Raw genomic sequence first — 14,069 nt, 5'->3', positions numbered from 1 at the left:
GCAAGAAGCGTACAAGAAAAGGAAAGTCGATTAATATACGTTTTGCTTGGATTTTGTCAATGTGAGGCTAATGCCTATTTTTTTACATATCGTTAAGTAGTGCATGAATGTTATTAAGACTGCACCTGTATTCATACCTAAAATAACGCCTTCCATATTGAGAATGGATTGGGAACCCAGGATATACATAAGTGAAAATGAAACAATATGTGCCCATACTGTATGGATAAATGCGTCTTTCACTAATCCTAAACCAATGAGATAGGCTTGCATCGGTATGATGAAAAAGTGAAAAAGGAAATAAGGACAAAGCATTTTCAAATATAGAGAGGCAGCTGTAGAAGAAAAGAATAATGCGGTCAGGGGTTCCGCAAATAAATAGATAATGAGTACGGCTGGAACTCCATACATCCCCGTAAACCACATTGACTTTTGCAATAGGATTCTAAGCTTTTCTTTATCCTGTTTCTTATGAGCTTCCGATACCGTTGGAATGAGCATGATCATTAAAGAGTGAGCGATAAAAGCCGGAAAGAATCCGATAGTCATTGCAACACCTGTCAGCATTCCAAAATGCTCAGTTGCGAGTACTGTGCCAAAGCCTGCTGAAAGAAGGGCAGCATGGATCAGGAAAGGTTGGATAGCATTTGTTACGGCATGGAAAATTCTTAGTCCCATTGTCGGCAGGGATACTTCCATTAGCTTTTGGCGGGCATGTTTGCCCGTAGTTCTTAGATTCGTACCACGACCCATGATTCGAACATGAAGAATCAGTATACTGAACAAGTATAAGAATACAAGGAACTCGCTTCCAACCAAAACGAAAAAGGCCATGAGCAAAGACTTTTCCTGGTTGAATTGAAAAAGGTTGAAGATGACGAGAAGCAAGCCGAATTGAAAAATCTTCTTTAAAAAGTTTGAGATTGCAATTTTGCTCATTTGCTGTACACCCATAAAATAACCTCTTGCAATCGATGAAAATGCGACGATAGGGATCAAACCAATCAGCAACCATTTTATATACGGATGGAATCCATCCATTATCGAAGAAAATGTAAGGACCAAAGGCAAGATGATACACATAATCAGTACGACAACTGTAGCTAATTTAAAAGCATGTAACAATAGATTATAATGTAACGTAGGTTTGTTTTCTGCTACAAACTTGGCGATTGAAACATGTAATTCAAAACTGGCAATTACATATATCAAAAAGAATACCGGCAAAATGGACATATAAAGTCCCATGCCTTCTTCTTGTAGTTCCCTGGCAAGAATCATGTTTACGAAGAACTCGATACATTCGCCAAAAAACGCTGCGATAATTAAGATGAGCGTTCCTTTATAAAAAGACTGCATGCTGTCACACTCCTCAAAAGGTGTTTGTATAAACATATGAGACAGGCACCGGAATATTCATAATGAATGATACGAGTAAGCTTAGGAAGTATAACGTTAGTGGAGAGACAGCATAATTCCCTCTCGGTAGATACCTGTGATAAAAACCGAATGAGGGTAAATCAAACTTTGATATACACTTTGTAATCAAACAAATATTTTGCTATCCTGTATTCAGAGGAGATGAAAAAATGAAATTTTCAACTATTGATCATTCCAATTTAGACGAATTATGTATTGCATTTGAAAGTTGTTTAACCCAAAATCAAATTTCATTCAAATATGTAGACATGACAGAAGAAGATGGAATAATCTCGTTTATATTTTGTAACAATCCCGAGTATGCCAGATCTGTTGAATTAGACGGAAAACAGTTCATCGGTTTAGATACAGATTACATAGCAAATGAAATATTAGTACCCATTTTACCTAGATTAAAAGAATTTGCAGATGAATGAACCTTTGAATTGAGGATTTATATTAGTTAGATTAAATGTGCCTTATAAAATCAGTTAGAAGTCAAAATCTTATAATGAGAAAAAGTACGGCATGAGTTATATCAGTCCGTACTTTTTTTATTATCTGCACAAGCATACTCTGAACAATCAACATTTAATGATCTTTGGTTAAGAGGAGAAGTAATGATTAGATTGGAGTTTCTGGATCTAAGGTTTCTATTTCCACCTCGATATTTGGTATCCGTTCAACCTTTTCAACCTTAGTGCTTGGTATAAATATACTGAGAATAAAGGTGATGATGAATAATCCAATTACGATATATGAAATATTCTGTATGGCAAAAGAAAGGCCCTCTCCCGATGCAGTTGACAATAAATCCTCAAACTTTATTCCGAGCGATTGAAGTTCGGATACAAGTCCTTGATCCGTTATTTTCCCTTCAGATAATCTAGCTTGTTCAACGGCTCCCATGAAATTAGAATCAATGCCAGCCTGTTTAGCTTGACTGAGAAGAGATGACTTTGTAAAGAGGTCCGTAAATGTTGAAAATATAAGTATTCCTGTAACTGAACCGAACGGAGCTCCAAAGTCGCGTAGGGTTGAATATAGACCTGAGCCTGCTCCAAACTGGGATGGTGGAATCTCGCTTAAAGCATACTTGATGAAAATCGGCGTAATTGCACCTAGACTAAAGCCTAAAATAAAGGCGAACGTGGAAATATAAGAAAAAGGAGTTTGGGTATCAATAAATGAAAAAATGAAAATTGTAATAATGGGAATCAGCAAGATGGATAGTACAAGTTTTTTGTTATTTAATTTATCAGCAAGTTTTCCAAATATCAGCCCTCCAACAGCAGAGCCCCCATAGATGACCATGTAAAACAATCCTACCTCTACCACATCGCCCCCAGGTTTTGTAGAAATAAAAAAGTTCATAGAATAGATGAATGCTTGAAATGCTGTAATGACCAATAGATTTATGATTACAACCATGGCGAATAACCGTCGTTTAAACAGAGAAAGCTCAACGATAGGGTTGACCATTTTATTTTCGGCTATCCATAGAGAAATTGCAGCTACAACACCCATACCAAGGGTTCCAAGGGTATAAGGAGAAGAAATGCCAAAGCTTTTCACCAATGTAGAAACCGATAACATACACCCAGTGGTTATAATTAATAGCAAAACACCAAGAAAATCTAAGGAACGTGATCCATTACCTTTTGCTTCTTCCACAAACACTTTTACTACTACAAAACCAATAACTGAAAGTACGCCACTGACCCAATAAATGATTGGCCAGCCATATTGCTGTACCAAGTAACCTGCGATAACAGCTCCAGTCATCGAGGCTACGGCCTGAACTGCTGATAATATTCCTGTAGCCATTCCTCGTTTTTCAGGAGGGAAAATTGTCCCGATATAAGCAATAGCTACTGGTAAGATACATGCTACCGCAAATCCTTGTACAACACGTGCACCTAAAAAGAAGGAGAAACTAGGACTTAAAGCAGCTGCAAATTCAGAGATTGCGAAAATTGACATCCCGAATAATAGAACCCGTTTTCTTCCCAATTGATCTGCCACTCTTCCCATTACTGGATAGAGTGCGGTGGAAGAAATATAAAATGATAAGATGATTAACCCTGCCAAGTATGTCGGTAGTTGAAAATGTTCAGAAATACTTGGAATTGCAGGAGCCTGAAAAACCATTGCTTCGATTGCTATAAATGAACCGAACACTAATGCAGCAAATTGACCCCACTGAGACTTTTGTTTTCCTTCTCTCATCATATTCCCCCAATTTTAATATAGTAAAATTACATATTGCTTAAGTAAAACCCTTGATGTAAACGCTTACAAATAAAAAGGAACTTCTTCATCACAAAAATAAAAGTTCACTAGCTCATTACATGGATTATAGTCCGTTCGTGTAAGGATTATCAATCATCAAAAATAATGGAAATGTTGAAAAAACAATAAAAAAAGGGGGACTTTCTAATAAGTTCAAATTACACAACAAAATAAGCTTAATTTTCCGTTAACTTTGTTGAGTGAATTAGTTAATTTATTCAATGTGGGTAAACTGAGGGGGCAAGAGTTTCATGGTAAGAATCTTCGTATATTCTTGTGCTATATAAGTTGACGTATACTTCATATCAGTTTGGACTAACCAGTGATAAATAAACCCTGCTAGAACCGAAGAGAGATAGGTAGCCAAAAAACCTTGATTAAGTCGTTCTTCACATTCCAGAGTCTTAATTTCCTTAAAGTAAAAATTATACATAGTTTGAGAGATATGAATCATAAACTGTGGCACCCTTTCATGATTCATCAAGGTTTTAAAATAAGCGGAGTGCTTTTCTATATAGATGAATAGCTGGAGTATTTCAATGGAGGTACCACATACTGGATTTGTCTTCGTGTGGTTTTGTAAGGAAGATTCACGCATGCAATGAATCATGCCATCTAGGAGTTCGTTAATTAAACAAGTTAGTAATTCCTCCTTGTCTCGAAAATGAGCATAAAAGGTAGATCGATTAACATCAGATCTATTTACAATATCAGTAATGCTGATAGCTGATAGTTCTTTTTCTTCAATCAATGAAATAAGAGCATCTTTTAATGATTGCCTTGTTCGTCTAATTCTACGGTCCACTTTTTTCATAGCAAGCTCCTCTTTAAAAAATATTTTATACCTAAAATTCTTTGAGGGATTTTATGAAATTACATGGTAATAATCAATTAATTTATTTCATTTCATTTCATCTTATCTGTTAAAAAGTATGAATTCAGCGGTCTTGTTTTCTGAATATTTAATTTTTATATAATTGCTATTTTAGCAATTTTATATTATTATTAATGCAATGGCAATATAAGGTAAAAATAAAAAGAAAACGGTTACAAAAAATGTGAGGGAGGACTAGGATTGAATGCTTATTTGTTATTAAATATTGCCGCGAGTATAGCACCTGAGCAGGAAATTATAAGTTTTGGGGAGAAAAGGGAAACCTACTCTCAATTAATTGACCGCACAGGCCGCCTAGCTTCAGCCTTAAAATCATTAGGTGTAGGGCGGGGTGATCGAATTGGTATCATTGCGACTAGCAGTCCTGAAATGATTGAGGCTTTTTTTGCTAGTTTCCAACTAGGAGCTGTAATCGTTCCCATTAATTATCGTTCAAAAGCTGATGAGTTGGAGTTTATGATTACTGACGCAGGTATTAAAGTTCTTCTGATTGAAAGTCGTTATACGAAATTAATTGCTCCCTTGTTACCTTCAAGTGGAATTAAATCAACAATTTGTATTGACGGTGATCAGGGGATAGGACTGAATTATGAAGAAATTATCAACAGTGTGACACACCCGAAACTGGAGTTTGTAGATGTGGAGAGTCATGAATTGGCAATTCTTTTGTATACGAGTGGCACCACAAGTAGACCAAAGGGGGTCATGATTACATATGGCCAGTTAACTACTTATGTAATGGGACATTCTGAAGCAGCTGATGGAACAGATAGAGGATCTACTATCATTTCCGTACCGAGCTATCATGTTGCTGGTGCGACTAGTATTTGCAATGCGGTATATACGGGGCGACGCTTGATTCTGTTAAGGCAATTCGATGCTGGTGAGTGGCTTCATGCTGTAGAGACTGAAAAAGCTACGCAAGCATTTTTAGTACCGACTATGCTTAGTTGGGTAATGAATCATCCAGATTTCACCACGACAGATCTAAGTTCACTTGAAAGTCTTTCTTATGGTGCTGCTCCCATGCCGTATCCAGTCATAAGACGTGCAATCGATTTATTCCCTCCAAGTGTTAATTTTGCGAATGCATTTGGAATGACCGAGACCACTTCTACAGTCTGTGTACTAAACCCTGAAGATCATAAGCTCAGTGGATCAGCGGAAGAAATTGATAAAAAGATACGGCGGCTTTCCTCAGTAGGTAAACCCTTACCAGGAGTGGATATAAAAATTTTAAACGATGAGGGTGTGCCTGCGGAAGTGAATAAAATCGGACATGTTTATGTTCGAACGGGAAGGACAATGAAGGGGTACTGGAAACGACCTGATGCCTCAAGTGAAACACTAGTCGATGGATGGGTCAATACGAAAGACATGGGGTGGTTAGACGAAGACGGCTACCTGTTCTTAAGTGGACGCAGTTCAGATATGATTATTCGTGGTGGTGAGAATATTTCCCCCTCTGAAATTGAGAACGTATTTTTTGATCACCCTGAAGTAGCTGATGTCGCTGTAATTGGTATCCCCAGTCTGGAATGGGGAGAAGAGATAATGGCAGTTGTCATCCCAAACAATCCAGAATCTCCACCCACAACTGAAGAACTCATACTTTATTGCAAGAACCATTTAGCTAGCTTTAAACGACCAACGAAAATTACATTTGCAAAAGAACTCCCCAGAACATCAACTGGTAAAATCCTAAAAAGAAATTTAAGGGAACAATTTATTACCGATCCTATCAACTAAGGAACACCCTCATATAATCCATTCTAAGATTACTCGATTTCTAGAACTTAATGTTGTGAAAAATTGTAAAGAGGTGATCGTTATGCGTTTCGACTTAACCGATGAACAAGATCAACTAAAACAGGAAATCCGCTCATATTTAGACAATCAAATAACACCTCAACTATTGGATGAACTAAAAGAGAATCCAGATGGGGGTCCCCTCTGGCATCAATATATTCGTAATCTAGGTCAAGATGGATGGCTTGGTATTGGGTGGCCTGCTGAATATGGTGGCCAAGGAAGGACTCCTCTCGAACAATATATTTTCTTGGAGGAAATTAACCGAACAGGTGTCAATATTCCATTTATTACCCTCGAGACGGTTGGACCGACTCTGATGAAACTCGGGACAAAAGAACAAAAAGAATATTTCTTACCTAAGATTCTGAAAGGCGAAGTCGAAATCGCAGTTGGTTATTCAGAACCACAAGCTGGGACGGACCTTGCATCCCTAGAGACGAGAGCAGTAAAAGAAGGAGACTCTTACGTAATTAATGGTCAAAAGGTTTTCACCACTAATGCACATATAGCTGATTACATTTGGTTAGCGGCCCGTACTGATCCTGAAGCTCCAAAACATAAAGGCATATCGATTTTTTTAGTACCTACAAATACTCCCGGATTCTCCGTGACACCAATGAACCTGATGGGTGAAAGAACGAATGTCACTTACTATGATAATGTTCGGGTTCCTCTAGAGGCTCTTGTCGGGGAGGAAAACAAAGGGTGGCAATATATCACAACACAGCTTTCCTTAGAAAGGCTTATGCTGTCAACCTATTCAAAGATGGAACGAATGATTGAGGAAACGACTGAATGGGCAAGTGATAACATGATAGATGGAATACGCATCATTGACAATCCGTGGGTAAGTGAACGCCTTGCTGAACTAACCGTAGAAATAGAGGTTCTTAGATTACTTAATTACCGGGCTGCATGGTCTCATTCCAATGAAAAGAACGCAACTTTTCGACCATCTATGAACAAAGTGTTCGCAGCAGAGCTCAACCAGAAAGTATATGATACATGCATGCAAATCATGGGAATGTTTGGCCAGTTAGAAACAGGTTCAAGTTATGCTGTTTTAGATGGAAAAGCTGAGTCCTATGCTAAAAAGCATGTCGTTTTTCTTTTTGGCGGAGGTGCAAACGACTCCATGCGTGATCTTGTTGCAAGATTCGGTTTAGGATTGCCTCGAACGTGACGTGAGTGATAAAAGAATGATATAGAATCATAAAGACAAATAAGGAGGAAATAAAAGATGCCTTTGACTGAAGATATGATAAACGAATTTGTGGGTGTATATTCTGAAAAAATTGAGGGACCAGATGAGGTTTGTAAACCAATGATTCGACATTGGTGTGAAGTGATGCAGGATACAAACCCGTTATATTTGGATGAAGATTATGCTTCAAAAACAAAATTCGAAGGTATCATTGCTCCTCCAATGCAAGTGCAAGTTTTTACGATGAATCCACTCTGGCCAGAAGCCAAGCGGGATCCGCATTCGCAAGAACTTTTAATTGCTTTACTGGAAAAGGAAGGATATACGTCTATCGTTGCAACTGAACAGAGTCAAGAATATTTTGAACCGATTATGTTAGGAGACCGAATATCCTACACCGTTTCAGTGGATAAAGTATCAGCCGAAAAGCAAACGGTCCGTGGACCAGGTTATTTTGTTACCTTTCTTTATACATTCGTCAACCAACGTGACGAATTAGTATGCAAACAGACTTTCACTATTTTAGTTTATAATGCTATTTCTAAACATAAGGAGGAAAATGAATGTCTATAACAAGTTCATCAGCAATTAGTTGGAATGAAGTTGAGATTGGCTATGAGTTACCTGTACAACAAAGGGAGATTACCGCGGCATTAGTAGTTGCAGGAGCGATTTCCGCAACGCACGATTATACAGACGTACATCATGATTATAAAGCGGCACGTAAAGCAGGTGCTGACGATGTATTTATGAATATCCTTACTACTAATGGACTAATCGGAAAGTACTTGACGGATTGGTGCGGTCCAACCGGGGAACTTAAGAAAATTACAGTCAGACTTGCTGTTCCCAATTATCCCGGTGATGTGATGTCCATTAGTGGCCGCATTATCAAAAAATATGAATCTGATAATGAGAATTTAGTAGAAGTAGAGTTTAACGGTAAAAATAAGCTGGGGAATCATGCCGTAGGCACTGCTGTACTAGCTTTAAATTTAGACCATGTGAGGAGGTAATATCTGTGGAGAATGTATCTGATAAAACTGCGATAGTTGGGATTGGAGCTACAGAATTTAGCCGTAACTGCGGTCGAAGTGAACTTCACATGGCTTTAGAAGCTATTTTAGATGCAGTCGAGGATGCTGGGCTCAAGGTTGAAGATATTGATGGAATGGTCAATTATACCCTAGATACTGCTGCTGAACAGGTTGAAATCGTACGAGCATTAAGGATACCGAACCTAAGCTTTTTTAGTAAAACCCCTTATGGCGGCGGTGGAAGTTGTGGAACAGTTGCACATGCTGTTGCCGCAGTTTCGGCGGGTTTAGCAAATTATGTGGTATGTGTACGATCGATTAGGGATGCTTCAGGGATAAAATTTGGTGATTTTGAATCTTCAAGAGTCTCTACTGATGTGTATATGGGAATGTATCACCCATACGGACTATTAACCCCCGTTTCTTGGGATGGTATGTTTGCTCAGCGTTATATCCATAAATATGGGATAAAGGATGGACAATTCGGTTCTATTGCATTGGTTAACCGCGAACATGCGAATCGTAATCCACATGCAATGTTCTATGACCGTACTTTAACCATGGAAGAATACCTCGATTCACCAATGAATGTAGCCCCTTTACGCCGACATGATTGCTGTTTAAGTACAGATGGAGCCGTTGCCGTAATAGTTACAACAGCTGAACGGGCAAAACACTTGAAGCAGCGTCCAGCCTATATTTCTGGTGCAATTCAAGGCACTTCAACTAACGGGGAAGTCATGACTAGTTTCTATCGTCCTGATATAGCGGAGTTTCCTGAAATAGCGCAATATGGAAAAGACTTGTTTAAGATGGCTGGTGTAACTCCGAAAGATATCGATGTAGCTCAATTTTATGATGCTTTCAGCCCTTTAGTTCCTATGCAATTAGAGGCCCTTGGCTTTGTAGGAGCTGGAGAAGGAGTAGGATTTTGTGAAGGTGGCGACCGAATTAGACTCGGAGGCGAGCTTCCCATCAATACAGCTGGCGGTCTTATGTCCGAAGGCTACCTTCATGGTATGAATCTAATCACGGAAGGTGTACGCCAGATTCGGGGAACTTCAACCACACAAGTAGAGGATGCGGAGCTTACCTTGGTGACAAGCGGTCCAGGTGTTCCTTCAAGTGGTCTCATTTTAAAAAGGAGGTAATGAGTAAATGGTTCGCTACAATACGGAATACGAAATCCCTAAACCTATGATGAGTGAGGATACAAAAGAGTTTTGGTCCATCCTCCTTGAAAAAAAAGAACTTCACATCCAAAGATGTAAGCGCTGTCAACTTTATATGCATCCACCTAGACCAATTTGTTACAACTGTAAAAAATTCGATATGGAGTGGGTACCTTCAAGTGGAAAAGGGACTATTTACAGCTACGTCGTTTACCACCGACCTGTTCACCCCGCTTTTGAAGTTCCTTATGAATGTATCCTTGTTGAATTAGAGGAAGGGGTCCGCATCGTTTCTAATATGGTAGATTGTGAGCCTGAGGAGATTTATATAGGTATGCCTGTAGAAGTAGTGATTGAACAAATTTCCGATGATCTTGTATTACCCAAGTTTAAACGCCAAAATACATGATAAAAGAGGTGAGATTTTATGGATTTTGCTTTAAGTGAAGTTCAAGAGGTGTTCAAAAGCACAGCGCAAAAATTCTTCAAAGAGAAATGTACGGTATCTATGCTAAAGGAGTTTGAAGAGAATAATAAGGGTTATTCATTATCTCTTTATAAGGAAATGGCCGATTTGGGCCTACTAGGATTAATAATCCCAGAAGAGTATGGTGGAGCTGGTGGTAATTTAATGGATTTGGCCATTGTCATAGAAGAAGCAGGGTATGCTTGCCTGCCGGCCCCATTTTTATCAACTATCTCTTATGGGGTGCTTCCCCTTATTAATCATGGTACAGAAGCACAAAAACGTGATTTGTTACCTAAAATCGCTAGTGGAGAGCTTATATTCACAAGTGCTTTATCGGAGCCACAAGCTCATTACGATCTTAAACATATAACTTCCTTCGCAGACAAGAGTGGAGGAGAATATAGTCTTTCTGGGTCAAAATTGTTTGTTCCATTTGCAGATTCTGCTGATTACCTGCTTACTCTAGCCCGAACGATAAAGAGTTCCGACGTTAGTAGTGAAGGGTTAAGTCTCTTTCTAGTTAAAGGAAACCAATCAGGAGTTCAAACTTCCCAATTACCATCCATTGGATCTGATCGATTATTTGAAGTTGACCTTCAGGAAGCGAATGTCTCAGCTGGAGATATCCTTGGTGAAGTAGACAACGGATGGACCATCACACAAAAAACATTACAGATGGCAACTGCTCTTCAATGCATTGAAATGGCTGGTGTACTCCGAAGGGCATTGGAAGTGACTAGAGATTATGTGAAAGAGCGTATGCAATTTGGACGGACAATCGGCAGTTTTCAATCAGTGCAACACCGGTTGGCGGATATGTATACAATGGTTGAGGGAGGAAGGTTAGCTGCCTATCAAGCTATATGGAAATTTGAAAAAGGTGTGTCTGCAGAAAGAGAAGTATCCATCGCCAAGACATGGCTGGGTATGAAAGGCCAAGATGTTTTGGTGGGGGCTCATCAATTACACGGTGGTGTAGGACTTGACATGGACTATCCGTTACAATTCTGTTTCCGCCGTTTTAAAAGTATGCAATTGAATCTTGGACCGGCTCCCATACATTTGAAGAGGATCGGTCAATCTCTTTCAAAAAAATCAGTTGCCGATGCTTCACTGCAATTCCTTAAATGAAAATGTTTAAGGTAAATGATGAATAAATGATGTACAGCTCTAGTTGTAAACTAGAGCTGTGAATTAATAATATTTTCCTATGAAGATGAAGGGTGTGAAATATATGGGGGAGCAAGCCCTTTCTGGCCTCAAAGTTATAGACTTATCAAGAAACATCGCGGGACCATATTGTACTAAAATGTTGGCAGACTTAGGTGCCGAAGTTATAAAGATTGAACAACCTGGAAAAGGTGACCCCTCAAGAAAAGAAGGACCTTTTCCTAATGATGAACCCAACCTTGATGCAAGTGGATTATTCGGCTACCTTAACAACAATAAAATAGGAATCACATTGGATTTGAAAAGTGAACGTGGAGTGGAAATTATTAAAAATCTAGTTAGAGATGCTGATGTTTTGGTGGAAAATTTCAGTCCCAGGGTCATGCCAAGTTTGGGATTAAGTTACGATGTACTTAAGGAAATAAATCCAAACCTAGTTATGACATCTATTTCAAATTTCGGCCAGCAAGGAGTTTATCGTGATTTTAAGGCCACGGAACTTATAACACAGGCAATGAGTGGATTTGCATATCAAATTGGAGATGAATCAAGAGAACCACTTAGGGCTGGAGGGGCATTAAGGATGATGGAGTACATTTCAGGGGCAATTGCAAGTATGTCAACACTCGCAGCAATTGCCGGTAGACGAAATGGCAACAAAGGTAAACATGTAGATGTTTCAATTACAGAATGCGGAGTACTACAAACGCCCTATCGTACCGTCCAAAATTCCTTTCCAAGTAGTCCGTCCATTTTCACAAAGCGATATGTTTCACTACCAAGCATCGAAAAATGTAAGGATGGATATATTGGCATTAGCATCCTGACAGGAAAGCAGTGGCAAGATTTTTGTTATATGACGGAAATGTATGATTGGGTTGAAGATCCCAGGTTCATGGAATTATTCAATCGAATTGAACATAGGGACGATTTTCGCGAAAGAGTAGATAAATGGCTAATGGAACATACAAAGGAAGAAATCTTCAAACTAGGTATTGAATGGAGAGTGCCTATCACTGCCATTCCGACATTTGGTGAGATGCTTGATTTTCCACAATATAAAGAGCGTGAATTCTTTGTTTCCGTCAATCATCCTATCATGGGTGAGGTGGTCCAGCCAGGGGCACCTTACCGCTTGTCTGAAACTCCATGGGAAATAAGAAAACCAGCTCCATTATTAGGAGAAGATAATGCATATTTCTATGGTGAAATATTAGGGTTTACAGAAGAGGAACTCCAACTGCTGGACAAAGAAGGAGTAATTTAAGTCAATCATGTTGGATAAAAGGAGGAATTGAATCTATGTCATCCTTACCTTTGGAAGGAGTTCGAATATTAGACTTGACCATGTGGTGGTCGGGTCCAATCTGCACCTCGTATCTTGGTGCATTGGGCGCAGAAGTGATTAAAATTGAATCGGTACAGCTCCCAGATGGATTCAGGTATTCCATGTCTACTCCAGGAGAAAATTGGTGGGAGTTAGGGCCTCAGTTTAATGGTGCAAATATGAATAAAGTGGGCATCACACTTAATTTAAATGACCCTGAGGGGATTGCGTTGTTCAAAGATCTAGTCACTAAAAGCGATGTGGTGATTGAAAACTTTACACCACGTGTCATGGAGAATTTCGGTCTCTCCTATGAAACCCTTTGTGAAGTCAACCCACAAATCATTATGATGTCTATGCCTGCATACGGTAAAACTGGACCTTATCGAGACCAACCAGGCTTCGCTTTCACTTTTGAAATATTGTCTGGTATCGCTCAAGTGAATGGTTACCGTGACGATAATCCCATGGTTGTAGCAGGTGTAGCTGACGTAATCTCGGGTTTCCATGCTTCTAATGCCCTTTTAGCTGCATTGGAGTACAAAGCAAGAACAGGTAAGGGGCAATCAGTGGAAGTTGCGCAAGTTGAGGGATGTGCTAACTTAATGGGTCAGCCAATAGCGGATTTCTCCATGAATGGACGTAATTGGGGACGTATGGGGAATCGACAACCGAATATGTCACCACACGGAATATACCGTAGCAAAGGGGATGATACATGGGTGGCGCTTGCTGTCACTACAGAAGACGAGTGGCAAAGGTTCTGTAATGTCATAGGAAACCCTTCTTGGACAACTGATACCCGTTTTCAGACTATGGATGGAAGGTGCGAACACCAATCAGAATTGGATCAATTGGTGGAAAACTGGACAAAGGAATTAAAAAATGAAGAAATAACAAATGTTCTACAAAAATCGGGAGTGAGTGCTGGTCCTGTACTACATGTAGACGAGATAGCCGAAGCGCCTTACCTAAAAGATATGTTTCAAACGGTTAGCCGGGAATTCACGGGTACACAAGATTTTCCGACATGGCCAGTTAAATTTTCAGAACAACGCCTTGAACATCAGACTCCGGCCCCAACACTAGGACAACATAATGAGTACGTGTTAAAGGGTATTTTGGAATTAACAGAAGAACGTATCGTTTCATTGAAAGAGAATGATATCATAGGGGATATGCCATTAACTGCTAGAAAAAAAATTAAATGAGAATAGTACCGAAACGAGTAAAAGCAGGAGGCGGAGAATTTGTCACTTAAAATTGGTAGCA

The 14,069-nt window shown here is 39.3% G+C and carries 13 protein-coding genes; 10 read left to right on the top strand and 3 right to left on the bottom strand.

All coding sequences use genetic code 11. The features are described 5' to 3' along the window. Positions 1–30 precede the first annotated feature (30 nt). Positions 31–1,359 (bottom strand): polysaccharide biosynthesis protein, encoded by a 1,329-nt coding sequence (locus ACQKL5_RS11110; protein ID WP_427608740.1) that lies wholly within the window; start codon positions 1,357–1,359, stop codon positions 31–33. 230 nt (positions 1,360–1,589) lie between these two features. On the opposite strand from ACQKL5_RS11110, the gene ACQKL5_RS11105 reads away from it, so the two are divergent. Then, positions 1,590–1,856 (top strand): hypothetical protein, encoded by a 267-nt coding sequence (locus ACQKL5_RS11105; RefSeq protein WP_427608739.1) that lies wholly within the window; start codon positions 1,590–1,592, stop codon positions 1,854–1,856. A 187-nt stretch (positions 1,857–2,043) separates the two neighbouring features. On the opposite strand, the gene ACQKL5_RS11100 is transcribed toward ACQKL5_RS11105, so the two are convergent. Together ACQKL5_RS11100 and ACQKL5_RS11095 are read right to left on the bottom strand one after the other, a co-directional pair. Beyond that, the gene (locus ACQKL5_RS11100) at positions 2,044–3,648 is read right to left on the bottom strand and encodes an MFS transporter (protein ID WP_427608737.1); all 1,605 of its coding nucleotides are present in this window, start codon (positions 3,646–3,648) and stop codon (positions 2,044–2,046) included. Between the two features lie 277 nt (positions 3,649–3,925). Then, the gene (locus ACQKL5_RS11095; RefSeq protein WP_427608736.1) at positions 3,926–4,525 is read right to left on the bottom strand and encodes a TetR/AcrR family transcriptional regulator; all 600 of its coding nucleotides are present in this window, start codon (positions 4,523–4,525) and stop codon (positions 3,926–3,928) included. A gap of 261 nt (positions 4,526–4,786) precedes the next feature. On the opposite strand from ACQKL5_RS11095, the gene ACQKL5_RS11090 reads away from it, so the two are divergent. The 9 genes from ACQKL5_RS11090 (at position 4,787) to ACQKL5_RS11050 (ending at position 14,008) form a co-directional block, all read left to right on the top strand. After that, a complete protein-coding gene (locus tag ACQKL5_RS11090) occupies positions 4,787–6,355 on the top strand; it encodes a class I adenylate-forming enzyme family protein (protein ID WP_427608735.1) in 1,569 nt (522 codons plus the stop codon). 82 nt (positions 6,356–6,437) lie between these two features. Further along, positions 6,438–7,601: an acyl-CoA dehydrogenase family protein gene (locus ACQKL5_RS11085; protein ID WP_427608734.1), complete on the top strand. Its 1,164-nt coding sequence runs from the start codon at positions 6,438–6,440 to the stop codon at positions 7,599–7,601. A 57-nt stretch (positions 7,602–7,658) separates the two neighbouring features. Then, entirely contained in the window at positions 7,659–8,195 is a 537-nt protein-coding gene (locus ACQKL5_RS11080) for an FAS1-like dehydratase domain-containing protein (protein WP_427608733.1), read from the top strand. Then, positions 8,186–8,638 carry a hypothetical protein gene (locus ACQKL5_RS11075; RefSeq protein WP_427608732.1) on the top strand — a complete coding sequence of 151 codons (453 nt, stop codon included), beginning with the start codon at positions 8,186–8,188 and terminating at the stop codon, positions 8,636–8,638. Before ACQKL5_RS11080 ends, ACQKL5_RS11075 begins: the two co-directional genes overlap by 10 nt. Positions 8,639–8,643: 5 nt before the next feature. Further along, positions 8,644–9,810 (top strand): thiolase C-terminal domain-containing protein, encoded by a 1,167-nt coding sequence (locus ACQKL5_RS11070; RefSeq protein WP_427608731.1) that lies wholly within the window; start codon positions 8,644–8,646, stop codon positions 9,808–9,810. 7 nt (positions 9,811–9,817) lie between these two features. Continuing rightward, a complete protein-coding gene (locus ACQKL5_RS11065) occupies positions 9,818–10,240 on the top strand; it encodes a Zn-ribbon domain-containing OB-fold protein (protein ID WP_427608730.1) in 423 nt (140 codons plus the stop codon). An 18-nt stretch (positions 10,241–10,258) separates the two neighbouring features. Next, positions 10,259–11,431 (top strand): acyl-CoA dehydrogenase family protein, encoded by a 1,173-nt coding sequence (locus tag ACQKL5_RS11060; RefSeq protein WP_427608729.1) that lies wholly within the window; start codon positions 10,259–10,261, stop codon positions 11,429–11,431. A gap of 103 nt (positions 11,432–11,534) precedes the next feature. Then, complete coding sequence (locus tag ACQKL5_RS11055) at positions 11,535–12,737, top strand: CaiB/BaiF CoA transferase family protein (protein ID WP_427608727.1); 1,203 nt, start codon at positions 11,535–11,537, stop codon at positions 12,735–12,737. Positions 12,738–12,772: 35 nt separating this feature from the next. Further along, positions 12,773–14,008: a CaiB/BaiF CoA transferase family protein gene (locus tag ACQKL5_RS11050; RefSeq protein ID WP_427608726.1), complete on the top strand. Its 1,236-nt coding sequence runs from the start codon at positions 12,773–12,775 to the stop codon at positions 14,006–14,008. Positions 14,009–14,069: the final 61 nt, after the last annotated feature.

Source organism: Peribacillus sp. NPDC097675, from assembly GCF_050277655.1.
Classification (GTDB): domain Bacteria; phylum Bacillota; class Bacilli; order Bacillales; family DSM-1321; genus Peribacillus.
This window is presented reverse-complemented; position numbering and strand designations above follow the sequence as displayed.

Excerpts from the sequence above, each read along its gene's own strand:
- ACQKL5_RS11055 (WP_427608727.1), top strand. The coding sequence starts at position 11,535 with ATGGGGGAGCAAGCCCTTTCTGGCCTCAAAGTTATAGACTTATCAAGA.
- ACQKL5_RS11065 (WP_427608730.1), top strand. The coding sequence starts at position 9,818 with ATGGTTCGCTACAATACGGAATACGAAATCCCTAAACCTATGATGAGT.
- ACQKL5_RS11105 (WP_427608739.1), top strand. The coding sequence starts at position 1,590 with ATGAAATTTTCAACTATTGATCATTCCAATTTAGACGAATTATGTATT.
- ACQKL5_RS11085 (WP_427608734.1), top strand. The coding sequence starts at position 6,438 with ATGCGTTTCGACTTAACCGATGAACAAGATCAACTAAAACAGGAAATC.
- ACQKL5_RS11110 (WP_427608740.1), bottom strand. The coding sequence starts at position 1,359 with ATGCAGTCTTTTTATAAAGGAACGCTCATCTTAATTATCGCAGCGTTT.
- ACQKL5_RS11060 (WP_427608729.1), top strand. The coding sequence starts at position 10,259 with ATGGATTTTGCTTTAAGTGAAGTTCAAGAGGTGTTCAAAAGCACAGCG.
- ACQKL5_RS11050 (WP_427608726.1), top strand. The coding sequence starts at position 12,773 with ATGTCATCCTTACCTTTGGAAGGAGTTCGAATATTAGACTTGACCATG.
- ACQKL5_RS11095 (WP_427608736.1), bottom strand. The coding sequence starts at position 4,525 with ATGAAAAAAGTGGACCGTAGAATTAGACGAACAAGGCAATCATTAAAA.
- ACQKL5_RS11100 (WP_427608737.1), bottom strand. The coding sequence starts at position 3,648 with ATGAGAGAAGGAAAACAAAAGTCTCAGTGGGGTCAATTTGCTGCATTA.
- ACQKL5_RS11080 (WP_427608733.1), top strand. The coding sequence starts at position 7,659 with ATGCCTTTGACTGAAGATATGATAAACGAATTTGTGGGTGTATATTCT.
- ACQKL5_RS11075 (WP_427608732.1), top strand. The coding sequence starts at position 8,186 with ATGTCTATAACAAGTTCATCAGCAATTAGTTGGAATGAAGTTGAGATT.